21 protein-coding genes are annotated in these 20,422 nt (G+C 71.5%); 13 read left to right on the forward strand and 8 right to left on the reverse strand.

What is annotated here, in order from left to right; translation table 11 throughout:
* Positions 1–36: 36 nt before the first annotated feature.
* Positions 37–726 (reverse strand): DUF305 domain-containing protein, encoded by a 690-nt coding sequence (locus RIU97_RS35050; protein ID WP_404961517.1) that lies wholly within the window; start codon positions 724–726, stop codon positions 37–39.
* Positions 727–805: 79 nt separating this feature from the next.
* Between RIU97_RS35050 and RIU97_RS35055 the strand changes: the two genes are divergently transcribed.
* On the forward strand, positions 806–2,296 hold the full coding sequence (locus RIU97_RS35055) for an LVIVD repeat-containing protein (RefSeq protein ID WP_404961518.1): 1,491 nt from the start codon (positions 806–808) through the stop codon (positions 2,294–2,296).
* Between the two features lie 11 nt (positions 2,297–2,307).
* Here the strand turns inward: RIU97_RS35055 and RIU97_RS35060 are convergent, their stop codons facing one another.
* The 4 genes from RIU97_RS35060 to RIU97_RS35075 form a co-directional block, all read right to left on the reverse strand.
* On the reverse strand, positions 2,308–2,937 hold the full coding sequence (locus RIU97_RS35060) for a TetR/AcrR family transcriptional regulator (protein WP_404961519.1): 630 nt from the start codon (positions 2,935–2,937) through the stop codon (positions 2,308–2,310).
* 103 nt (positions 2,938–3,040) lie between these two features.
* Positions 3,041–3,724 carry a phosphatase PAP2 family protein gene (locus RIU97_RS35065; RefSeq protein ID WP_404961520.1) on the reverse strand — a complete coding sequence of 228 codons (684 nt, stop codon included), beginning with the start codon at positions 3,722–3,724 and terminating at the stop codon, positions 3,041–3,043.
* A gap of 64 nt (positions 3,725–3,788) precedes the next feature.
* A complete protein-coding gene (locus RIU97_RS35070; RefSeq protein ID WP_404961521.1) occupies positions 3,789–4,724 on the reverse strand; it encodes a M56 family metallopeptidase in 936 nt (311 codons plus the stop codon).
* 81 nt (positions 4,725–4,805) lie between these two features.
* A complete protein-coding gene (locus RIU97_RS35075; protein ID WP_404961522.1) occupies positions 4,806–5,372 on the reverse strand; it encodes a DUF5134 domain-containing protein in 567 nt (188 codons plus the stop codon).
* Between the two features lie 151 nt (positions 5,373–5,523).
* Here RIU97_RS35075 and RIU97_RS35080 point away from each other — a divergent pair, with 151 nt between their 5' ends.
* Positions 5,524–6,063 carry a GNAT family N-acetyltransferase gene (locus tag RIU97_RS35080; RefSeq protein ID WP_404961523.1) on the forward strand — a complete coding sequence of 180 codons (540 nt, stop codon included), beginning with the start codon at positions 5,524–5,526 and terminating at the stop codon, positions 6,061–6,063.
* Positions 6,064–6,096: 33 nt separating this feature from the next.
* On the opposite strand, the gene RIU97_RS35085 is transcribed toward RIU97_RS35080, so the two are convergent.
* Together RIU97_RS35085 and RIU97_RS35090 are read right to left on the reverse strand one after the other, a co-directional pair.
* Entirely contained in the window at positions 6,097–6,786 is a 690-nt protein-coding gene (locus RIU97_RS35085) for a glycerophosphodiester phosphodiesterase (protein WP_404961524.1), read from the reverse strand.
* A 190-nt stretch (positions 6,787–6,976) separates the two neighbouring features.
* Positions 6,977–7,660 (reverse strand): PadR family transcriptional regulator, encoded by a 684-nt coding sequence (locus RIU97_RS35090; RefSeq protein WP_404961525.1) that lies wholly within the window; start codon positions 7,658–7,660, stop codon positions 6,977–6,979.
* 49 nt (positions 7,661–7,709) lie between these two features.
* On the opposite strand from RIU97_RS35090, the gene RIU97_RS35095 reads away from it, so the two are divergent.
* The 8 genes from RIU97_RS35095 to RIU97_RS35130 all read left to right on the forward strand — a co-directional run bounded on the left by RIU97_RS35095 (position 7,710) and on the right by RIU97_RS35130 (position 17,056).
* Positions 7,710–8,831: an LLM class flavin-dependent oxidoreductase gene (locus RIU97_RS35095; protein WP_404961526.1), complete on the forward strand. Its 1,122-nt coding sequence runs from the start codon at positions 7,710–7,712 to the stop codon at positions 8,829–8,831.
* A gap of 235 nt (positions 8,832–9,066) precedes the next feature.
* On the forward strand, positions 9,067–10,473 hold the full coding sequence (locus RIU97_RS35100) for a DUF6421 family protein (RefSeq protein ID WP_404961527.1): 1,407 nt from the start codon (positions 9,067–9,069) through the stop codon (positions 10,471–10,473).
* A 26-nt stretch (positions 10,474–10,499) separates the two neighbouring features.
* Complete coding sequence (locus tag RIU97_RS35105) at positions 10,500–11,261, forward strand: SDR family NAD(P)-dependent oxidoreductase (RefSeq protein ID WP_404961528.1); 762 nt, start codon at positions 10,500–10,502, stop codon at positions 11,259–11,261.
* Entirely contained in the window at positions 11,240–12,334 is a 1,095-nt protein-coding gene (locus RIU97_RS35110; RefSeq protein WP_376616905.1) for a threonine aldolase family protein, read from the forward strand. Before RIU97_RS35105 ends, RIU97_RS35110 begins: the two co-directional genes overlap by 22 nt.
* 77 nt (positions 12,335–12,411) lie before the next feature.
* Positions 12,412–13,011 (forward strand): transglutaminase family protein, encoded by a 600-nt coding sequence (locus tag RIU97_RS35115; protein ID WP_404961529.1) that lies wholly within the window; start codon positions 12,412–12,414, stop codon positions 13,009–13,011.
* Positions 13,012–13,147: 136 nt separating this feature from the next.
* A complete protein-coding gene (locus RIU97_RS35120) occupies positions 13,148–14,347 on the forward strand; it encodes an alginate lyase family protein (RefSeq protein WP_404961530.1) in 1,200 nt (399 codons plus the stop codon).
* Between the two features lie 40 nt (positions 14,348–14,387).
* Positions 14,388–14,780 carry a hypothetical protein gene (locus RIU97_RS35125; RefSeq protein ID WP_404961531.1) on the forward strand — a complete coding sequence of 131 codons (393 nt, stop codon included), beginning with the start codon at positions 14,388–14,390 and terminating at the stop codon, positions 14,778–14,780.
* A complete protein-coding gene (locus RIU97_RS35130; RefSeq protein WP_404961532.1) occupies positions 14,777–17,056 on the forward strand; it encodes a tetratricopeptide repeat protein in 2,280 nt (759 codons plus the stop codon). The genes RIU97_RS35125 and RIU97_RS35130 overlap by 4 nt, the downstream gene beginning before the upstream one ends.
* Before the next feature lie 86 nt (positions 17,057–17,142).
* Here RIU97_RS35130 and RIU97_RS35135 read toward each other — a convergent pair whose 3' ends face one another.
* Positions 17,143–17,865 (reverse strand): lysophospholipid acyltransferase family protein, encoded by a 723-nt coding sequence (locus RIU97_RS35135; protein ID WP_404961533.1) that lies wholly within the window; start codon positions 17,863–17,865, stop codon positions 17,143–17,145.
* Positions 17,866–18,231: 366 nt separating this feature from the next.
* Between RIU97_RS35135 and RIU97_RS35140 the strand changes: the two genes are divergently transcribed.
* The 3 genes from RIU97_RS35140 to RIU97_RS35150 all read left to right on the forward strand — a co-directional run bounded on the left by RIU97_RS35140 (position 18,232) and on the right by RIU97_RS35150 (position 20,376).
* On the forward strand, positions 18,232–18,531 hold the full coding sequence (locus RIU97_RS35140) for a thioredoxin family protein (protein ID WP_404963051.1): 300 nt from the start codon (positions 18,232–18,234) through the stop codon (positions 18,529–18,531).
* A 301-nt stretch (positions 18,532–18,832) separates the two neighbouring features.
* Positions 18,833–19,390, forward strand: a complete 558-nt coding sequence (locus RIU97_RS35145) for a flavin reductase family protein (RefSeq protein WP_404961534.1) — start codon at positions 18,833–18,835, stop codon at positions 19,388–19,390.
* A gap of 200 nt (positions 19,391–19,590) precedes the next feature.
* Positions 19,591–20,376 (forward strand): electron transfer flavoprotein subunit beta/FixA family protein, encoded by a 786-nt coding sequence (locus RIU97_RS35150; protein ID WP_404961535.1) that lies wholly within the window; start codon positions 19,591–19,593, stop codon positions 20,374–20,376.
* Positions 20,377–20,422 lie beyond the last annotated feature (46 nt).

Here is a 20,422-nt window from a genome sequence, read left to right on the forward strand (position 1 = left end):
CAGGTGGTCCCAGCATGACACCGGCACCCTCCGCCGTCAGCCCATCGCGCGCATCCGGTGGATCTCGGCGCTCTGCGTGGCCACCACCTCGGTGGCCATCTCCTCGACCGCCACGTTGTTGCCCGCGCCCAGCGCCTCGCCGGCCATCTTCAGGGCGCCCTCGTGGTGGGCGGTCATCAGCTTCAGGAAGAGCCGGTCGAAATCGGCGCCGCGGGCCCCGGTCAGCTCCTCGAGCTGCTCCTCCGTCGCCATGCCCGGCATCGCGGCGTGGTCGTGGCCGGGCCCGCCGGAGCCCCCCGACGGGGCCGGGTGGAGGGTCAGCCACTTCTCCATCGCCCCGATTTCGGGCTGCTGGGCGGCCGAGATCCGTTCCGCCAGCCGCTTGACCCCGTCCGCCGCGGCCCGCTCCGGGGCCAGCGCGCTCATGGTCAGCGCCTGCCGGTGGTGTTCGATCATGCGCTGCACGTAGGCGCGGTCGGCGGCGTTCGGGCTGTCGTCGGGCTTCGCCTTCGCGGCCTGTTCGGGGGTGAGGGTGCGCGCCTTCTCGCCGGGCCGGCCCGGGGCGACGACCACGGGCCGTCCCTCTCCGGCCCGGTCCGCCCCCTCGTCCTCACCCTGGCAGCCGGTGAGCGTCAGCAGGAGGCCGGCGGTGGCGATGGCCGCGGCGGTGCGGCGGAGCAGCGCTGTCTGCGCCTCGCGGCCCCGGAGGGCTTTTGCCATGTCCATGGAAAGGAAGATACTGCCGGGGTCCTGGTTCCGTTCCCTTGCGGGCGGAACCGATCGGGCTCCCCCATCGGAGGGCACAGTGACCTCGCTACACACCAGGCGAGTGCGGAACAGGAGGGTGGGGGTGGCCGTCGCGGCGGCCGGCCTCCTCACCACGCTCCTGGCAGCCGGACCGGCGTCGGCCACCCCCGACCCGGGCGACTTGACACCCGGCAGCGGCAGCGGCAACCAGCAGAGCGCGAGCTCCGTCGAGGGCAGGGAACTGGCCCCGGGCGAGATCCCCGGCCAGGACGAGATCGTGCACAGCCGCAACATCAGGCACCTGGCCAACATCCCCGGCACCGATCCCGCGAACATCAATTCCGACCTGGCCTTCCAGGGCAGGTACGCCTACGCGGGCAGCTACAGCGGCTTCACGATCTACGACATCGCCGATCCGAAGGCACCGAAGACCGTCTCCCAGGTGCTCTGCCCCGGCGGCCAGAACGACGTCTCCGTCCACGGGGACCTGCTCTTCCTCTCCACCGACTCCTCGCGCAGCGACGACTCCTGCAACAGCGTCTCGCAGCCCGCGACGGAGAAGTCCTCGTGGGAGGGCATCAAGATCTTCGACATCAAGGACAAGAAGAACCCCAGGTACATCAAGTCCGTCGAGACCGCATGCGGTTCCCACACCCACACCCTGGTGCCGGGCGACCGGGACATCTACCTCTACGTCGCCTCGTACTCCCCGAACGAGGCCTTCCCCGACTGCAAGCCGCCGCACGACGGCATCTCCGTGGTGAAGGTCCCGAAGAAGGCGCCGGCGAAGGCCGCCGTCGTCGCCTTCCCGATCCTCTTCCCGGACGGCGGCAACCCGGGCCAGCCCACCAACCCCGGCGTCTCCAAGACCACCGGCTGCCACGACATCACCGTGCTGCCCTCGAAGAAGCTGGCCGCCGGTGCCTGCATGGGCGACGGCATCCTCTTCGACATCAGCAAGCCCGAGCAGCCGAAGGTCATCGACCGGGTGCAGGACAACGTGAACTTCGCGTTCTGGCACTCGGCCACCTTCAACGAGCGGGCGGACAAGGTGGTGTTCACCGACGAGCTCGGCGGCGGTTCCGGTGCCACCTGCAACGGGGCCACCGGCCCCGACCGGGGCGCCGACGGGGTCTACGACATCACCGGCCGCGGGGACCAGCGCAAGCTCGTCTTCCGCAGCTACTTCAAGATCCCGCGCCACCAGGCCGACACCGAGAACTGCGTGGCCCACAACGGCTCGCTGGTCCCGGTCGGCGGCGGCCGCGACATCATGGTGCAGGCCTGGTACCAGGGCGGCGTGTCCGTATGGGAGTTCACCGACTCCGCGCGGCCCAGGGAGATCGCGTACTTCGAGCGCGGACCGCTGACGACGGACCGGCTCGGACTGGGCGGGTCCTGGTCGGCGTACTACTACAACGGGCACATCTACTCGAACGACATCGCCAAGGGCCTCGACGTGCTGCGGATCGACGACTGGCGCACCGAGAGCGCCAAGTGGGTGTGGATGGACCGGCTCAACGTGCAGAGCCAGCCCGAGTACCACTGACGTCCATGGCGCTAAGGGTGTGAGGGAAACGTTCCGCCGGGCGGCCCGCCGTCCGGCGGAACGCCGAGCTCCCAGTCCAGTCCGTAGCGCTGGAACAGCTCGGCCCGCAGCCGGGCCTCCGGCATCGGGGCGCCCGGCAGCAGGATCGCCACGACCGCACCCATCAGGAGGGCACGCAGCAGCGGATAGTCCGCGTCCACGTCCGCCGAGCCGTACCGGGCGACGGTGTCCCGCAGCAGTTCCGCCAGCCGCTGCTGCTCCGGACACCGCACGAAGCCCTCGGCCGTGAGGATGCCCGCCATGTGGTTCCGCATCAGCAGCGGCTCGTCCCGCGCCAGCCCGAGGATCGCGTCGATGGCGCGCGCGAGCCGCTCGCGCCCGTCGTCGGTGCGGGGCTCCCGCTCCAGCGCGGCGTCCAGCGTCAGGTGCAGCAGCCGGTGTACCGCCGACTGCAGCAACTGCCGTTTGCCCGGGAAGTAGTACGAGACCAGGCCGCGGGCGGCGCCGGCCCGGTCGGCGATGTCGCCGAGGGTCGTGGCCTCGTAGCCGCGCGAGGCGACGAGCTCGACCGTGGACTGGAGCAGGCGCTCCCGGGAACGTCTGCGCAATTCTTCATTGACCGATGCGCTGCGCGGGACCATGCTTACTCCTGCGTTGACTGGCTCAGAGCCAATATACTCAGCGCACGGGGTCGCCTGCTCTGGGTGAAACGGGGGATCGCCCAGAGCAGGCACCCCACACCCCTCACCGGTCCGCAGTGCCGGACCCGCGCCGACGGCCCGATCCGGACGTCGCGAGCGCCACCACGGCCACGCCCAGCAGCCAGCCCGCCACCACGTCGGACAGCCAGTGGACCCCGAGGTAGACACGGGTGAAGCCGACCCCGAGCACCGAGACCGCGGCCACCACCCAGGCGGCGGCCGGCGCCCACGCCGGGAGCGTAGGGGGGAGAGGCCGGGGGAGGGGCTGCGACAGCGGCCGGGGGAGCAGCCACAGGAGCAGCCCGCACACCACCGTCGCCGTCATGGCGTGCCCGGACGGGTAGGCCGCGTACTGCGCCGAGTCCACCGGATCGGGCCACACCGGGCGCTCCCGGCCCACCAGTGCCTTCAGTCCCTGCTGCACCACTGTGGCCACCAGGGTGGCCAGCGCCACCCGAAGCGCCCGCTCCCGGTCGCCGCGCCACCACAGCAGGACGCACGCGACGGCGGCCAGCGTCCGCATGGTCCACGGATCCCACACCCAGTCGGACAGCACCCGCATGGCCTGCGTGACCCCGGGGTGGGCGACGGCGTGGGCGTGCAGGTCCCCGGCGACCCGGAGGTCGCAGGAGAGGAGCGGCCGCCACCCCGCCACCACCAGCGCCGTCAGGACCGACACGAGCAGAGCGGCGAGGACGCCCGCCCACCGAAGGGGGTTGTTCCGCATGGGGCGATCCTCGCACCGGCGCGCGGGTCGCCGGGCCGCGCCGCGGGCGCGCCACGAGGGGGCACTACGCCAGCGCGCTCAGCCCCGGCACGAAAGCCACCACCAGCGGTACCGCCGGGACCAGCGTGGCCAGCGCGGTCAGGCGCAGCCTGCGGCCCGGCGACAGCCGGGGCGCGGCCGCGAGCAGCCTCCGCACCCGCTGCGGGACGTGCGCCTGCTGGGTGGAGGCCGCGAACACCCCCCGGTCCTCATTGAGCCCGACCAGCGCCAGCGCGATCGTCAGCCGTCCGAACCGCCGCGAGGCCACGTCGTCGGCGGCCATCTCCACCAGCCGGTGCATCTCCGCCTCGAAGGCCGCGAAGACCGGCACCTGCGGGAATCCCCGGGCCAGCGCCCGCGAACAGTGCAGCAGCCAGTCGTGCCGGGCCGCCGCGTGCCCCTGCTCGTGCGCCAGTACGGCGTCCAGCTGGCTGCCCTTCAGCCGGCCCAGTGCCGCCGTGGTCACCACCAGCTGAGGGACCGCTCCCGGCAGCCACCAGGCGTCCGGCCGCGGACCCTCCAGTACGACGAGCCGCGCGCCCGAGGGATCTTCGCCCGGAAGCAGCGGGGCCCGTACGAGCAGTTCGCTGCCCTGCGCGCGCCGCCGGGCCCGGGCCCGCAGCACCTCACCGGTCAGCATCGCCCCGGTCCACAGCGCACCGCCCGCCAGCGCCAGCGCGGTGGCCGCGGCCCAGGGCCCGCCGGACGCGCCCAGGGCGTAGGCGTCGACCACCCCGTGCGGGGCGGCGGCGAAGAGCCGGCCCCGGACCGCCTGCCAGGCGGCCGCCGCACTCAGCAGCATCGACAGTCCGAAGCACAGGAGCACGGCACCGACCGCGCACTGCCACGCCCACAGCGCCACGACCGGCTCGCGCTCGGGCCATCGGGCCCGGGCCAGCAGGCGGGGGGCGAGCACCGCGGTCAGGGCGCCGAGCATCAGGAGAGCGGCGGTGACCATCATGGTCGCCAGCCTATGAGCGCGGGACTACCTGCGGGTACGGCCTCGGGGCTTTGGTGACGCAGGACACGTCCGTCGGCGCCGTCACATCGCGAGCAGCATCGCCAACATCCCCATTCCCATGGCCAGTCGGCAGGCGCGGATCAGCTCGGCCGGTCCGCCCGGGCCCGCGGCGACCGGCTGCCCGGCGGGGCCTCCCGCGGTGAGCAGCCGGGTGCCCCCGAGGACCACGTACCCGGCGTAGTAGAGGAGCAGCGCCCCGGTCAGCAGTGGCAGGCCGGCGCCCTGGCCGTGCCCATGTCCGTGACCGTTCCCGGAGACCGCTGCCGTCAGGCTCATGTAGACCATCGTCAGGGAGCCCACCAGGTGGTGGGTGTGGTGCGCCCCGCCCCGCAGCAGCCACAGGGCGTGCAGGGCCGCGCCGCAGAAGACCACGCCCAGCACGGGAGCCCGCCACCCGTCGGCGCGGGCGAGGGGAACGGCCATCAGCGCCATGCCGAACCCCATCACCGCCTCCGCGGCCGCCGCTCCGCCCGACGTGCGCACCCGCCGCAGGCAGTACCCACCGCTCACCGCGCACAGCAGCACCAGCAGCCAGGCGGACACGGAAACGGACACCGGGTCGGAGAGGGACGTGGCTGAACCGTGCACGGCGGAACCCCCGGTTCGTCGGCATCACGCGTCACGCGTCACGCGTCACGGGGAGAGATGCCCCTCTCCCACGGCGCTCACGCGGCCCCGGGATACGCTCTCCCTGCCGCACCAGGCATGTCATATGCCACCGCACCGAACGGAGCGCCCGATGTCGACCGCCCAGTCAGCCGCCCTCAGTTTCCGCAGCGCCGTGGAGGCGGACGTACCGGAATTGGTGGTGCTCGTCGAGTCCGCGTACCGCGGGGACGCCAGCCGTGCCGGCTGGACCACCGAGGCCGACTACCTGGACGGGCAGCGCACGGACCCGGACGGGGTGCGCGCCGTCATCGAAAGCCCCGACAGCGTCCTGCTCGTCGTCGAGCGCGCGGGTGAACTCGTCGCCTGCTGCCAGCTCGAACACCGCGGGGACCACGTCTACTTTGGCATGTTCGCCGTCCGCCCCGGGCTCCAGGGAGCCGGCCTCGGCAAGGAGATCCTGGCCGAGGCCGAGCGCCGCGCCCGCGAGACGTGGGGTGCGAAGGAAATGCGGATGACGGTGGTGAACGTGCGGGAGGAGCTCATCGCCTACTACGTGCGCCGCGGCTACCTGCGCACCGGTGAGCTGAGCCCCTTCCCCTACGGCGACGAGCGCTTCGGCGTCCCGCTCCGGGACGACCTCGCTTTCGAGCTGCTCGTCAAGACGCTCTGACCCCTCGTCAGGACGGTCGGGTCCGCAAGGCCGTCAGGCGGTGAACCGGCCCGTGCTGCGGATCTCCGGGAGGTCCGTGGCCGCGCCGTTCAGCCCGAGCGCCCGCGCCAGCCGCAGCTGGTCCAGGGTGTTGACCGCCAGGGCGGTCACCCGCAGGCCGGCCGCGTGCGCCGACTCCACCGTCTCCAGGGAGAGCAGGTGGATGTCCACCGCGATCGTCGTGGCGCCCGCGGCCAGCGCCCGGTCCACGATGCCCCCGGCGCCGTCCCCGGGGGCCGCGTACAGGGTGGTCCGTACGCCGGGCACCAGCCGGGCCACCTCGGCGAGCAACGCCCCGTCGGCGGAGGCCACCTCCACCCGGCCGGTCAGGTCGCGGCGCAGGATCAGCTCCGCCAGCACGCCGGCCGCGGCCCGGTCCCGTACGGACACCTGGAGCGGCACCCGGACCGCGTCCAGGACCTCCTCGAGGACCGGCACCCGCTCGCCCTGACCGGCGTCGAGCTCGCGCAGCTCGGCCAGGGTCAGATCGGCGACGGCCCCCGAGCCGTCGGTGGTCCGGTCCACCTCGGGGTCGTGCAGGGCGACGAGGGCGCCGTCCTTGCTCAGCCGGAGATCCAGGGCGACGACGTCCATGCCGGAACGTTCCGCTCGAACGAACGACCGCAAGGTGTTCTCCGGTTCGACACCCATGACCCCGCGGTGACCGATGGTGAGGAAAGTCAAGGTTCTCTCGCTTCCGTCGACGGCGGCTCCCCGCGCGGTCGCGGTGTCCCGACCGGCCGCGCGCGATGAGGACGCATGCTAGTGCGCCGAGGGTGCGAAGGGACCGCCCGTGCACCGACCCGGAAGGGCGCTCAGGCCGCTTCCCGCCAGGGTTGTGCGCCCCGCGGCGGCCGGCGCCGGGCCCGCCGCGTCACCCGGGGGTGGGCGCGTCCCCGTCGGCTTGACGGCCTTCGTCGCCGGCCTCCGGGCCCGCCTCGGATCCGGTCTCCGAGCCGGTCCGCGCGCTGCCGGCCGCTCCGGCCTCCGGGAGCGCCGCCAGGTCGGCGAGCAGGGCCTCAGCCAGCTCCAGCTCGGCCAGGTGCTGGCGTTCGCTCCAGCGCAGCGCGAGGGCGGGGAAGGCCCATTCCGGTACGCCGTCCGCCTGCTCCATGGCCTCCCGTACGGCGGCCAGCTCGCCCCGGGTGCGCTCCATGTGCTCGTCGACCATCGCGCGCAGCCGCTCCGGCTCGGCCAGGTGGCCGAGCCAGATCCGCAGCAGCAGACCGTGCTTGAGCACCGGCGGTCCCGCCTCGGCGGTGTCGGCGGCCCAGCCGGACAGGGCCGCGCGGCCCGCGTCGGTGATGGCGTACCGCCGTTTGGCCCGCGCCTCCTCGGGGCCCGAGCGTGCGGAGGCGGCGTAACCGAGTTCCTCCAGACGGCGCAGCTCCGCGTAGATCTGGCTGATGGCCGGTGACCAGTAGAAGAAGCGCAGCGAGGAGTCCGCCCACTTCTTCAGCTCGTAGCCGGTCCGCTCACCGGGGAAGGAGAGCAGGCCGAGCACGGCCCACGCGGTCGGCGGAAGCTCTTGCTTCTTCGCTTCCTGACTACTAGTCATATTACTAATTGAAGTGAGACCGGGCACGCGACGCAACCCTGGGGGCACAGTGAAATTCTCCGTGATCTTCGAAGCACAGCTTGCCGACCCGACGGTGGAACGGGAGCACCAGGTCATCCGCGACTGCGTCGAGCAGGCCGTGCTCGCCGAGCGCATGGGATTCGACCGGATCTGGGCCGTGGAGCACCACTCCCTGAAGTGGTACGCCCATATGAGTGCCCCCGAGATCTTCCTGACCTGGGTCGCGGCCAGGACGAACACCATACGCATCGGGCACGGCGTCGTGTGCATGCCCTTCAACTTCAACCATCCGGTGCGGGTCGCCGAGCGGGCCGCCATGCTCGACCTGCTCTCGGGCGGGCGGCTCGACCTCGGAGCCGGGCGCGGCGGCACCGAGCAGGAGACCTCGCTGTGCGGGGTGGACCGGGAGCGCACCGCGGCGGAGGTGGAGGAGGCGCTGCGGATCATCGGCAGGGCCTGGCAGGAGGAGGAGCTGGAGTACCACGGCGACCTGATCGACATAGACCCGCACCCGATCCTGCCGCGGCCGCGGCAGACCCCGCATCCGCCGCTGTTCCTGGCGTGCAGCCGCGGCGAGACGCTGGTTCAGGCGGCCGAGCTGGGGATCGGGGCGCTGGTGATGGGCTTCGCCGGACCCGAGTCGATCGCACAGATGCGCTCCGTCTACGACGCCGCGATCGCCGGGCGGGACGGCGGCCGGTTCGTGTCCACCGTGGTCAACGACCACTTCTCCGTGCTGTGCCCGACCATCGTGCTCGACGACCGGGAGGAGGCGCGCCGGATCGGCGTCCGCGGCCAGCGGTTCTTCGCCCAGTCGATCGGTCACTGGTACGGCGGGGCGGGGGTCCCGGACGAAGCCGTCGTCGCCGGCGCCGACGAGGCGGCGGAGATGCGCAGGGCCGCCGAGCAGGTGGTGGCCCGGCTGCACGAGCAGGACATCCCGGTCCGTCCGGCCTCGACGGCCACCTTCAACGCCGACCACGCCTACGGGAGCGCCGACGACGCCATCGCGTACGTGGAACGGCTCAGGGAGGCGGGGGCCGACGAGATCATGTGCCTGATCCAGATGGGCACGGTGGAGCAGGAGGCCTGCCTGGAGACCCTGAGGCAGTGGGGGGAGAAGGTCATCCCGCACTTCCGCGGCATGTGATGTCCGACTCCGCCGCCTACCCCCGGCCCCGCCCGCCCCGGTCCGGCCAGAACCGGCCACAGGCCGGGAAGCCTTGGCGCAACTGGGCGGAGTGGTCGGTTCCACCCTGATGAACGGGAAGACTTCCGGTGAAGCGGGGGGTATCACAGGATAATTTCCCGAGCCACCTCTTGAACGGAAGAGCCTCGCGCGCATACGCTGCCTTGACGTGAGGTTCTCCTGTGGAGGAAGTGACATGACGGAAACTCTTGTGCCGGGTACCGGCGGCGCCGTGATAACCGCCGAAACGCGGGTGGTCGACCACCCGGCGTGGCCCGAGCTCAAGGCCGCCGTGGAGGAGATCCGGCCGTGGCAGGCCAAGGACGGCTCCATCGACTTCGACGCCGAGGGCGCCCCCGCCCGGCACACCGCCGAGGCCGCGGTCGGCCGCGTGATCCGCGCCGTCGAGACGCTCTCCCCGCTGCTCCCGCACGCCACCGCGTACCACGAGGCGCTCATCGCCGACCTGCGCAAGTGGGCCGCGGACGACTTCCAGGTGCCGGACTTCCTCGACTCGCTGCTGGCCTTCCACCCGGCCGCCGAGCGTGCGGACGGGCTCCAGCACCTCGTCGTCTTCCCGATGTACACGCAGAACGGCAACCCGGACCGCAATCTGGAGGCCGTCGTCCTCAAGATGGTGTGGCCCGAGTGGCTCGCCGAGCTCGAGCGCACCCGGTACGACAACCCGCTCTTCCTCGGCATCACCTTCGAGGACTTCACCGCGGGCTACGACACCCACTCCGCCGTGCTCTTCCCGGAGACCATCGCCGTGCGCGAGGCCCCCGAGCGCTTCACCTGGGGCGGCATCTTCTGTGACCGCGAGGCCGCGCGCTTCCGCAAGGTCACCTCGGCCGCCGTCGACATCCTCGGCGTCGAGCTGCCCGCCGACATCGCCGCCATGGTCACCGACCAGGAGCGCTGCGAGAAGGCCTTCGTCCTGTGGGACATGGTCCACGACCGCACCCACAGCCACGGCGACCTGCCGTTCGACCCCTTCATGATCAAGCAGCGCCAGCCGTTCTGGATGTACGGCCTGGAGGAGCTGCGCTGCGACCTCACCGCCTTCAAGGAGGCCGTGAAGCTGGAGTCCGAGGGCAACGAGCACGGCCGTGACGTGCAGTACGCCGTCCTCTTCGACCGGATGTTCCGCTTCCCGGTCTCCGGCGACCGCACCCGCAACTACGACGGCCTCGGCGGCCAGCTGCTCTTCGCGTACCTCCACAAGCACGACGTCGTGCGCTGGACGGACAACAAGCTGAAGATCGACTGGATGCGCGCCCCGCAGGTCACCAACCAGCTGTGCGCCGAGATCGAAGACCTGTACCGGGCCGGCATCGACCGCCCGAAGCTGGTGCACTGGTTCAAGGCCTACGAGCTGGTCTCGACGTACCTCGCCCCGCACCCGGGTTCCAAGTGGGCCAAGGGCCCCGACGCCCTCGACATGACGCAGCCGCCGCGCAAGCTCGTGGACGACGTGCTTCCGGACGAGTTTCCGCTCAGCATGTTCTTTGAGGCGCTCGCCAAGAAGCTCAAGGGAGTGATCGCCTCCACGAAGGGCATCACCGCCCTGAATGCAGAGCAGGCCGAGCGAGTCGCCGCGTGAGCGCTCGCCCACAGGAGGCTGGACAGATGAACGGCTCCGGGAACGGCAACGGAAAGCTGCACGGAGCGGTGGTGGCGGTGGCCGGGGCCGGCGGCCCCGCCGGCCGTGCCACCCTGCTCCGCCTCGCCGAGGCGGGAGCCGTGGTCGTCGCGTCCGACGCCAACGCGGCGCGGCTCGCGGAGGCCGTGGACGCGGCACGCTACGCCCACGGCGGCGCCACCATCACCGGTGACACCGTGGACCTGCTCGACCTGGCCGCCACCCAGGCCTGGGCCGAGCAGACCGAGAAGGAATTCGGCCGGATCGACGGGCTGGTCCACCTCGTGGGCGGCTGGCGCGGCAGCAAGACCTTCACCGACGTCGACCTCGCGGACTGGGACTTCCTGGAGAAGCTCCTCATCCGCACCGTCCAGCACACCTCGCTGGCCTTCCACGACGGACTGCTGCGCAGCGACCGCGGCCGTTACGTCCTGGTCAGCCAGTCCGGCGCGCACAAGCCGGTCGCCAACAACGCCGCGTACAACGCGGGCAAGGCGGCGGCCGAGGCCTGGACCCTGGCGATGGCGGACTCCTTCCGCAAGGTGGGGGGTGACGAGGGCCCGGGCGCGGCAGCTGCGATCCTGGTCATCAAGGCACTGGTGCACGACGCGATGCGCGCCGAGCGTCCCAATGCGAAGTTCGCGGGCTTCACCGACGTGAAGGAGCTGGCCGAGGCCATCGCCGGCGTCTGGGAGCGGCCCGCCACCGATGTGAACGGACAGCGTCTGTGGCTCACTCCGCAACCGTGAGAACCGATGCCGGGAAGACCGATGCCCGGCGCCACCACGATCCGGCGGTGCGCGGTTTCGCGAGCGACAACTACGCGGGGGTGCACCCCGAGGTGCTCGCCGCCGTCGCCCTGGCGAACGGCGGCCACCAGGTCTCGTACGGCGAGGACGAGTACACCGAACACCTGCAGAAGATCTTCCGCAGCCACTTCGGTCCGTACGCGGAGGCCTTCCCGGTCTTCAACGGCACGGGCGCCAACGTCGTCGCCCTGCAGGCCATGACGGACCGGTGGGGCGCCGTGATCTGCGCCAAGACCGCCCACATCAACGTGGACGAGGGCGGCGCGCCGGAGCGGATGGCGGGCATCAAGCTGCTCGCCGTCCCCACTCCGGACGGCAAGCTCACCCCCGAGCTGATCGACCAGGAGGCCTGGGGCTTCGAGGACGAGCACCGGGCGATGCCGCAGGTCGTCTCCATCACGCAGAACACCGAACTCGGCACGGTCTACACGCCGGACGAGATCCGCGCCATCTGCGAGCACGCGCACGGCCTGGGCATGAAGGTGCACCTCGACGGTGCCCGCATAGCCAACGCCGCGGCCTCGCTCGACGTGCCGATGCGCACGTTCACGAACACCGTCGGCGTCGACGTGCTGTCGTACGGCGGCACCAAGAACGGCATGATGTTCGGCGAAGCCGTGGTGGTGCTGAACCCGGACGCGGTCCGGCAGATGAAGCACATCCGCAAGATGTCGATGCAGCTCGCGTCCAAGATGCGGTTCGTGTCGGTGCAGCTGGAGGCGCTGCTCGCCAAGGACCTGTGGCTGCGCAACGCCCGGCACGCCAATGCGATGGCGCAGCGGCTGGCCGCGGGCGTGCGCGAGACGGACGGGGTGGAGATCCTCTACCCGGTGCAGGCGAACGCGGTGTTCGCGCGGCTGCCGCACGAGGTGTCGCGGCGACTGCAGAAGCGTTACCGCTTCTACTTCTGGGACGAGGCCGCGGGCGACGTCCGCTGGATGTGCGGCTTCGACACCCAGGAAGAGGACGTGGACGGCTTCCTGCAGGCCCTGAAGGAAGAGATGGCGCGCTAGCGCCAGTGCATGCATAGATATGCCCTCGACTGTAAATCTATTGATTTACGGTCGAGGGCATATCTATGCTCCGGGGCATGCAGCTGATCCAGCAGAACCGCGATATTTACGCCTATCTGGCGTCGGACGAGGCCATCGATCATTGGCACCCCCTCGTTCAGGAAACCGCCGACGCCTTCTGGTCTGCCACCGGCGACGCATACTCATACGCCAAGGCGGTTTTCGAGTTCGTCCGCGACACGATCCCGCACTCGGCCGATTCCGGGGACCTGCGGGTCTCCTGGCGGGCCTCCGACGTCCTCGCCACGCGCAACGGCATCTGCTACGCGAAGTCCCACGCCCTCGTGGCCCTGCTGCGCGCGCAGGGCATCCCGGCGGCCCTCTGCTATCAACGGCTGACCGACGACGACGGGTCGAACCCGGTCGTCCACGGCCTGGTGGCCGTCCGGTTGCCCGGCAGTGCCCGCTGGTCCCGCCTGGACCCCCGCGGCAACAAGCCGGGGGTGGACGCACAGTTCAGCCTCGACCGCGAGCAACTGGCCTTTCCCGTGCGGCCGGAGCTCGGCGAGATCGACCATCCCGAGCTGTACGCCGCCCCGCACCCGGCCGCGCTGGGCGCCCTCCGGGAGTCCGCTGACCGGCCGGAGTTGTGGACGAAGCTGCCGACCGCTCTTTGACGTTCGGTTAATAGGAAGGTTTCCTGTCTGACATCGTTGTCAGATTGGCATGGGCATGAGTAGATTCGGTTGCGGAATCCCCCCACGGAGACCCCCGGAATCCCGGAATCCCCCACCTCCGACCGGAAGGCGCTTCATGCGTTACGGAGTTCCCGCCTCGCTGGCCGCCCTCGCTCTCGGCCTGGCCGCAACGCTCGTCCCCCTCCACGCCGCAGTCGCCGGAACGCCCCGAACCGCGGCCGCACCCGCGCAGTTCGCCCACCCCGGAGTCCTCAACAGCCGCGCGCAACTGGACTTCGTACGCACGCAGGTGCAGGCCGGCCGGCAGCCGTGGAAGGCCGCCTACGACCAGATGCTGGCGAGCAAGTACGGCTCGCTGTCGCGCACGCCCAAGCCGCGCGAGGTCGTCGAGTGCGGCTCGTACTCGAACCCGAACATCGGCTGCACCGACGAGCGCGAGGACGCCATCGCCGCCTACAGCCACGCGCTCGCCTGGTACGTGACCCGGGACGCCAAGTACGCCCGCAAGTCCATCGAGTTGATGGACGCGTGGTCCGCGAAGATCAAGGACCACACCAACAGCAACGCACCGCTGCAGAGCGGCTGGGCGGGCTCCACCTGGCCGCGCGCCGCCGAGATCGTCAAGCACACGTACACGGGCGGCTGGCCGAACCAGGGGCGCTTCGCGACGATGCTGCGGGACGTCTACCTGCCCGAGGTGATCAACGGGCGGCCGAACAGCAACGGCAACTGGGAACTGATCATGATGGACGCGGCCGTCGGGATCGCGGTCCACCTCGACGACCGCGCGACCTACGACAAGGCGATGGGCATCTACCTCGGCCGCGTCCCCGCCTACTTCTACCTGGCCACCGACGGCGCGCAGCCCGCGTACCCGCCGCGCTCGTCCATCGACACCCGCGGCGAGCTGATCGACTACTGGCACGGCCAGAGCACCTTCGTCGACGGCCTCGCGCAGGAGACCTGCCGGGACTTCGGCCACACCGGCATGGGGATCGCCGCGGCCATGCACGTCGCCGAAACCTCACGCATCCAGGGCCGCGACCTCTACCCGCAGTTCAAGGACCGGTTCCGGCACGCGCTGGGCTTCCACGCCACGTACGAACTCGGCGCGGCGGTCCCCTCCTGGCTCTGCGGCGGCAGCCTGACCAAGGGCATCGGCCCGGCGACCGAGGTCGGCTACAACGCCCTGCACACCCGGCTCGGCGTCGCGATGGAGAACACCCGCAGGCTCACCGAGGGGCGGCGCCCGGCGGGCACCGAGAACCACTTCGAGGCCTGGGAGACCCTGACCCACGCCGACAATCCCCACTGAACGGGTTTCACCGCCGGGCGGTGACGGCCATGCTGACCGTATGACTTGGCAGAGACTGGCTTGGATCTGCGGTGTGGTCTGGGTGCTCACCGCTGCGGGCCTCATCGCGTACTTCGTCACGGTCGGGCTCGACCAGGCGGACAAACTGGCGAGCAGCATCGGCCTGCCGGTCACCCTGCTCGGACTGGCGGGCCAGGTGTTCTCCCTGGTCATGGCACACCGCACCACTGCGCCGCCCGCGCCCGGTGCCGAGTACGTCGGCGGGTCGAAGGTCTCGGTCCGACGGGTGCGGGGCCGCTCGCGGGTGACGCTGAGGCGACTCGGCCGGAACCGGCGGACCGCGCCGGTTCCCCCGCCGACGCCCGGTTCCCGCATCGAGGGGAACCACGTCCAGATCGACGGCGCGGGCGAGTCAGTGATCGAGGAGCGGTGACCCCTCGGCGCGGCTGGCTGGCCCGGCCGGGACAGCAGGTCACGGTGCACGGCAACATGACGGTCGTCGAGCGGGTCGGCAGCTCCCTCGTGCAGAACTTCGATCAGCCGCCGCTCTACCACATGGGACCCGCCACCCGGGCGCCCCTCGACATCGACCGGGAGAAGCTGCGCGAGCACCCGAGTCAGCTGCTCAACCCCCGGTACCCGCAGCCGGAGTTCGTGGGTCGGGCCGCGCTGCTCGGGGACCTGCGGGAGTGGTGCGGCGCCAAGGCCGCCTCCTCGGCGCTGCTGCTCCACGGGCCGGGCGGGCAGGGAAAGTCGCGCGTGGCCGAGGAGTTCGCGCGGGAGTCCCAGGACGCGGGCTGGACCGTGTTCCAGGTGCGGCACGGGAGTGACCGCATGACCCGCTCGCACACCCGGTCCCCCCTGCCGGAGGCGGACGGCGATTCCGGAGGACTCCTGCTGATCGTCGACTACGCCGATCGCTGGCCCGGCCGGGACCTGACCGACTTCATGACCGACTGCACGGGGCAGGGGGACCGCGCGCTGCGGATGCTGTTCATCGCCCGCGCGGCCACCGGCTGGTGGAGCACGCCGTCCAAGCACCTGTGGGATCTCGGCGCGCAGGTCGAGGAACGCGAACTGCCCGCCCTGACCGAGGAGATCGACCGCGCCACCCTGTTCGAGGCGGCCCGCGACCACTTCGGCGCGGCACTGGGCGTCACGGCCCCGCCCCGCACACCGCCCGAGCTGAGCGGCGACGGGTTCGCCACCGTACTGGCGGTGCACATGGCGGCGCTGGCCGAGGTGGACGCCCTGCGCCGGGGCCAGGATCCGCCGCGCAGCCCGGCCGAGATCTCCACGTACCTGCTCCTGCGCGAGCAGACGTACTGGGAGCAGCTGCGGGCCGCCGGCCAGGCGTCCATCCCGCCCGCCACGTTCGCCCGGACCGTGTACGCGGCCACGCTCACCGGCGCCCTGCCGTGGCCGCAGGCGCACGAGGTGCTCACGCGCCTCGACGTCAACCCCGGCGATCCGGGCCTGGCCCTCGACGACCACGGCGTCGCCTACCCGGCACGCGAGCAGGACACCGTACTGGAACCGCTGTACCCGGACCGGCTCGGCGAGGACTTCATCGCCCTGATGCTGCCGAACGGCCCGATGCGCTCCGTGCTGAGCACGGCATGGACCACGCAGGCTCCTCAGCGGCTGTTCGCCTTCCCCGACGAGTCGGCCGAGGGCCTGTCCTGGCCCAGGCGCGCGCTGATCACCCTGATCGAGACGGCCCAGCGCTGGGACCACGTAGCCGAACGGCAGCTCGTACCGCTGCTCACCGCTCAGCCCACGCTGGTGCACCGGGCCGGGTCCGCCGCGCTCTCGGCGCTCGTACGGATCCGGTCCCTGCCGCCGGAGCTGCTGGACGCCATCGAGTCGGGCCTGCCGTTCCGGAACCCGGAACTCGACGCAGGCGCCGCGGAGATCGCCCGGCACGTCGCCCCGTTCCGATTACGGCGTGCGGGCGGGGACGCGGCGGCGCTGGCGGACGTCCACAGCGATCTCGCCCACCGCCTCTACACGATCGGTGCGTACGCGGCCGCCGTCACCCGGATCGAGGCGTCCATCAGGCTCCACGAGGAACTGGCCGGGCAGGGTGACCCGTATGTGGAGCGGCTGGCCGCTTGTCTGGACTGGGCCGGGATCATGTACGAGTTCAAGGGTGACCACGTGCGGGCCCTGGAGTGCAGCAGGACGTGCGCCGCCCTCTTCCAGGAGCTGGCAGCACGCCACAGGGGCGAGCCGGAGACGTACGGCAGGCTCCAGCGGCGGCTGACCTACGCCCTGGCCAATCTCGCGGGCCGGGAGCTCCTCGGCGCCGCAGAGCGTCTCGTAGCGGCTCAGGAGGCGATGGAAGCCTGCCGCGGCCTCATCCACGGCGACTCGGTCCCGGACGACGTCGAGCTGGCCGGGGCCTTACAGAACCTGGGTGTGGCGCTCCATGAGCTGGAGCGGCACGAGGAGTCGCTGGCACCACTGCGGGAGGCCGCCGACATCCGCCGGGCGCAGGCCGCCGGGGACTTCGCCTTCTACGCCCAGCACTTGGAACAGCTGCTCGGCGTGCTCACCCGCCAACTCGTCCTGCTGGGCCGACGAGGGGAGGCCCACAGCACCATGCGGGAACGCGTCGGCGTCCTGCGCCGACTCGCCGACGCCGATCCCGGGCGCTTCGCCGGGGCCCTGGCGAGGGTGGAGCGGCAGCTGGAGGATCTGGGCTGACCGGAGGCGGCACGGCGGCGGCGACGGCCTCCGGGACCTGGCCGTGGTCCTGGATGCCGTCGCCGTACGGGGCGTGCGCCCGGGCGTCAGCCCGCTTCGCGGACCTGGGCCGGGGTCGGCGCGGTGCCGCCCAGGTGGGCCGGCAGCCACCAGGAGTCCTCGGGGCCGCTGGGCTTGGCCGGGTAGGCGCGCTGGGCGGCGTCCAGGAGCTCCTGCACGCGCTCGCGCAGCCGGCGCGTGATGGCCCCGGCGTACTGGTCGGCGGGGGCCTCGATCGGCTCGCCCACGCGCATCGTCACCGGGATGTGGCTGCGCTTGAGGTTCTTCGGGCGGCCCTTGGTCCACAGCCGCTGGGTGCCCCACAGCGCCACGGGGATCAGCGGGACGCCGGCCTCCTGTGCCATCCGGGCCGCACCCGACTTGAAGCTCTTGAGGGTGAACGACTGGGAGATCGTGGCCTCCGGGAAGACCCCGATGATCTCGCCCGACCGCAGCGAGTCCAGGGCGTGCTGGTACGCGTCCTCACCCTGCTTGCGGTCGACGGGGATGTGCTTCATCGCGCGCATCAGCGGACCGGACACCTTGTGCCGGAACACCGACTCCTTCGCCATGAAGCGCACCAGGCGCTTCTGCGGCCGCGCCGTCAGGCCGGCGAAGATGAAGTCGAGGTATCCGATGTGGTTCGACACCAGGACCGCACCGCCCTTGCGGGGGATGTTCTCGGTGCCCTTCATGTCGATGCGGATGTCGAGGGCACGGAAGAGTCCGTGCGCGGCGCCGATCACCGGAGGATAGACGAGCTCAGCCATGGTGGGGAGACCCCGCTTTCTGCCTGGGGAGGTGCTCCCGGCCGGAAGTTACGGAAGCGTAGGTACGCGACCATGGGGATGGTGCCCCATACGAGGCCTGCTGGCCAGCCCAGAGGCCCGTGCCCGGGGAGATTCTCGTCACGCCGGGAATGTCGTACGTCTGCAGGATGCTCCGATCCACGTACGAGCGTACGAGCATGGCGTACGCGGACGAAGGCGGCGAGGGGAGCGCGGGTGCTCGGGCAGGAAGGGCGGGAAGGCCGCCAAGACGGGCGCGAAGGCGGGCGCGAAGACGGGCGGGCCGGCCGGCCCGGTGGCGTACGAGCCGGGGGACCCGGGCCCGGGGCGGACGGCGGTCCGGTCCGGCTGGGCGCCGCGGAACTGGGCGCGGAGCCGGGGGAGTGGGCCAGCCTGGTGCAGTTCTCCAGCGCCTTCTGCCAGCCCTGCCGGGCCACGCGGCGGATCCTCGCCGAGGTGGCGGCGATGGTCGAAGGGGTCGCGCACATCGAGATCGACGCCGAGGAACGGCTCGGGCTCGTGCGCGCCCTCGGGATCGAGAAGACGCCGACCGTGCTCGTCCTGGACTCGGCGGGCCGGATCGTCCGGCGGGCGGCCGGACTGCCGCGCAAGGTGGACGTGATCGCCGCGCTGGGGGCCGCCGTATGACGGGCGGTTCCCGGCGCGGCCCGGCGGCCGGGCGCGGTTGCGGCCCAGGGGCCGGGGCACCGGGCGCACCGGTGCGCGCGCCCGCACGCAGCGTGACGCGCCTGACATCTGCCCGATCCCGCTTGACTGGGTCCGCGGGAGATCGCCAGGCTGGCGGTATGCGGTATGAACTCCTGCTCTACGGACGGGTCCACGTGGACCTCGTCCGATACGCGAGCGCGCGCTGTCGGGACAGCTGAACGCCCCCGGCCCCCGATCTCCGACAGCGCCCGCGTGTCCCGCGGCAGAAGGCAGAACCCTGATGACTGCTCCGACGGTCCCGACGGTGCACACCGCTCCGTCGCCCCGTAGCCCCCGTCCTCCCCGTTCCGGCGACGGCCGCCCCGGCTCGCCCGACCTCCTGCGTTCGGTCTTCCGGCAGCACGCCGCCGGAGTCGCCGTGATCACCGCCCAGGACGGCGCGCGGCCGGTGGGCTTCACGGCGACCTCGCTCAACTCGGTCTCCGCCGACCCGCCGCTGCTGTCCTTCACGATCGGCACGGGGGCCTCCAGCTGGCCGGGGGTGCGCGACAGCGAGTACCTCGGCGTCCACATACTCGGCGAGCACCAACGGGAGCTGGCCGCGCTGTTCGCCCGCAGCGGAGCCGACCGCTTCGGGCCGGCCACCGGCTGGAATCCGGGGCCGCACGGGGTCCCGGTGCTCGACGGCGTACTGGCCTGGCTGGTGTGCCGGGTGGTGGCACGGGTGCCCGCCGGCGAACATCGTGTGATCATCGCTGAGGCGGTCGCCGGGGATCCGGCCGGCGAAGGCCGCCCGCTGCTGTACCACCAGGGGCGCTTCAACGCGTTGCGCGACTGAATCGTCCCTGCTTGGGAGGGTCGGGCGGCGTTGGGCAGATCACAGTTCACCAGCCTTGCGACTTGGCGGTACCCACTGTGTACTGACGAGTAACATTCCCTTCGGAGCGCGGGCCGCCCCGACCGGGATCCGCCCGACGAGGCGCCTATGCTGCCTGCATAAGGCGGTACCAGAAAAGACGATGCGGTAGGAGAGCCGGCGTGAGCCTGAGGATCGTTGTCTGTGTGAAGTACGTGCCCGACGCCACTGGCGACCGGCAGTTCACCGAGGACTTGACCGTCAACCGTGACGACGTCGACGGCCTGCTGTCGGAGCTCGACGAGTACGCCGTCGAGCAGGCGCTGCAGATCGCCGAAGAGGCCGACGACGCCGAGATCACCGTTCTGACGGTGGGCCCCGAGGACGCCAAGGACGCGCTGCGCAAGGCGCTCTCGATGGGCGCCGACAAGGCCATCCACGTCGAGGACGACGACCTGCACGGCTCCGACGTCATGGGCACCTCGCTGGTGCTCGCCAAGGCCATCGAGAAGGCCGGCTACGACCTGGTCATCACGGGCATGGCGTCGACCGACGGCACCATGGGCGTGCTGCCGGCGATCCTGGCCGAGCGCCTGGGCGTCCCGCAGGTCACCCTGCTCTCCGAGGTCAAGGTCGAGGACGGCACCGTGACCGGCCGCCGTGACGGCGACACCGCGAGCGAGCAGCTGGAGGCCTCCCTCCCGGCGCTCGTCTCGGTGACGGACCAGTCGGGCGAGGCCCGCTACCCGTCCTTCAAGGGCATCATGGCCGCCAAGAAGAAGCCGGTTCAGTCCTGGGACCTGGAGGAGCTGGAGATCGAGGCCGACGAGGTCGGTCTGGAAGGCTCCTGGACCAAGGTCGACGCCGCGGCGCAGCGCCCGGCCCGTACCGCCGGCACGATCGTCAAGGACGAGGGCGAGGGCGGCAAGCAGCTGGCCGAGTTCCTGGCCGGCCAGAAGTTCATCTAAGAGCTTCGGCCACCCCCTCCATAGCCCCCAGACACTTCGCAATCGC

This window comes from Streptomyces sp. 147326 (assembly GCF_045000215.1).
Lineage (GTDB): Bacteria > Actinomycetota > Actinomycetes > Streptomycetales > Streptomycetaceae > Streptomyces.

Bases quoted from the DNA above. Each gene is read 5' to 3' on its own strand.
- RIU97_RS35050 (WP_404961517.1), bottom strand. From the start codon at position 726: ATGGACATGGCAAAAGCCCTCCGGGGCCGCGAGGCGCAGACAGCGCTG.
- RIU97_RS35070 (WP_404961521.1), bottom strand. From the start codon at position 4,724: ATGATGGTCACCGCCGCTCTCCTGATGCTCGGCGCCCTGACCGCGGTG.
- RIU97_RS35115 (WP_404961529.1), top strand. From the start codon at position 12,412: ATGCAGCTGATCCAGCAGAACCGCGATATTTACGCCTATCTGGCGTCG.
- RIU97_RS35100 (WP_404961527.1), top strand. From the start codon at position 9,067: ATGACGGAAACTCTTGTGCCGGGTACCGGCGGCGCCGTGATAACCGCC.
- RIU97_RS35090 (WP_404961525.1), bottom strand. From the start codon at position 7,660: ATGACTAGTAGTCAGGAAGCGAAGAAGCAAGAGCTTCCGCCGACCGCG.
- RIU97_RS35145 (WP_404961534.1), top strand. From the start codon at position 18,833: ATGACTGCTCCGACGGTCCCGACGGTGCACACCGCTCCGTCGCCCCGT.
- RIU97_RS35135 (WP_404961533.1), bottom strand. From the start codon at position 17,865: ATGGCTGAGCTCGTCTATCCTCCGGTGATCGGCGCCGCGCACGGACTC.
- RIU97_RS35080 (WP_404961523.1), top strand. From the start codon at position 5,524: ATGTCGACCGCCCAGTCAGCCGCCCTCAGTTTCCGCAGCGCCGTGGAG.
- RIU97_RS35060 (WP_404961519.1), bottom strand. From the start codon at position 2,937: ATGGTCCCGCGCAGCGCATCGGTCAATGAAGAATTGCGCAGACGTTCC.
- RIU97_RS35125 (WP_404961531.1), top strand. From the start codon at position 14,388: ATGACTTGGCAGAGACTGGCTTGGATCTGCGGTGTGGTCTGGGTGCTC.
- RIU97_RS35105 (WP_404961528.1), top strand. From the start codon at position 10,500: ATGAACGGCTCCGGGAACGGCAACGGAAAGCTGCACGGAGCGGTGGTG.
- RIU97_RS35065 (WP_404961520.1), bottom strand. From the start codon at position 3,724: ATGCGGAACAACCCCCTTCGGTGGGCGGGCGTCCTCGCCGCTCTGCTC.
- RIU97_RS35120 (WP_404961530.1), top strand. From the start codon at position 13,148: ATGCGTTACGGAGTTCCCGCCTCGCTGGCCGCCCTCGCTCTCGGCCTG.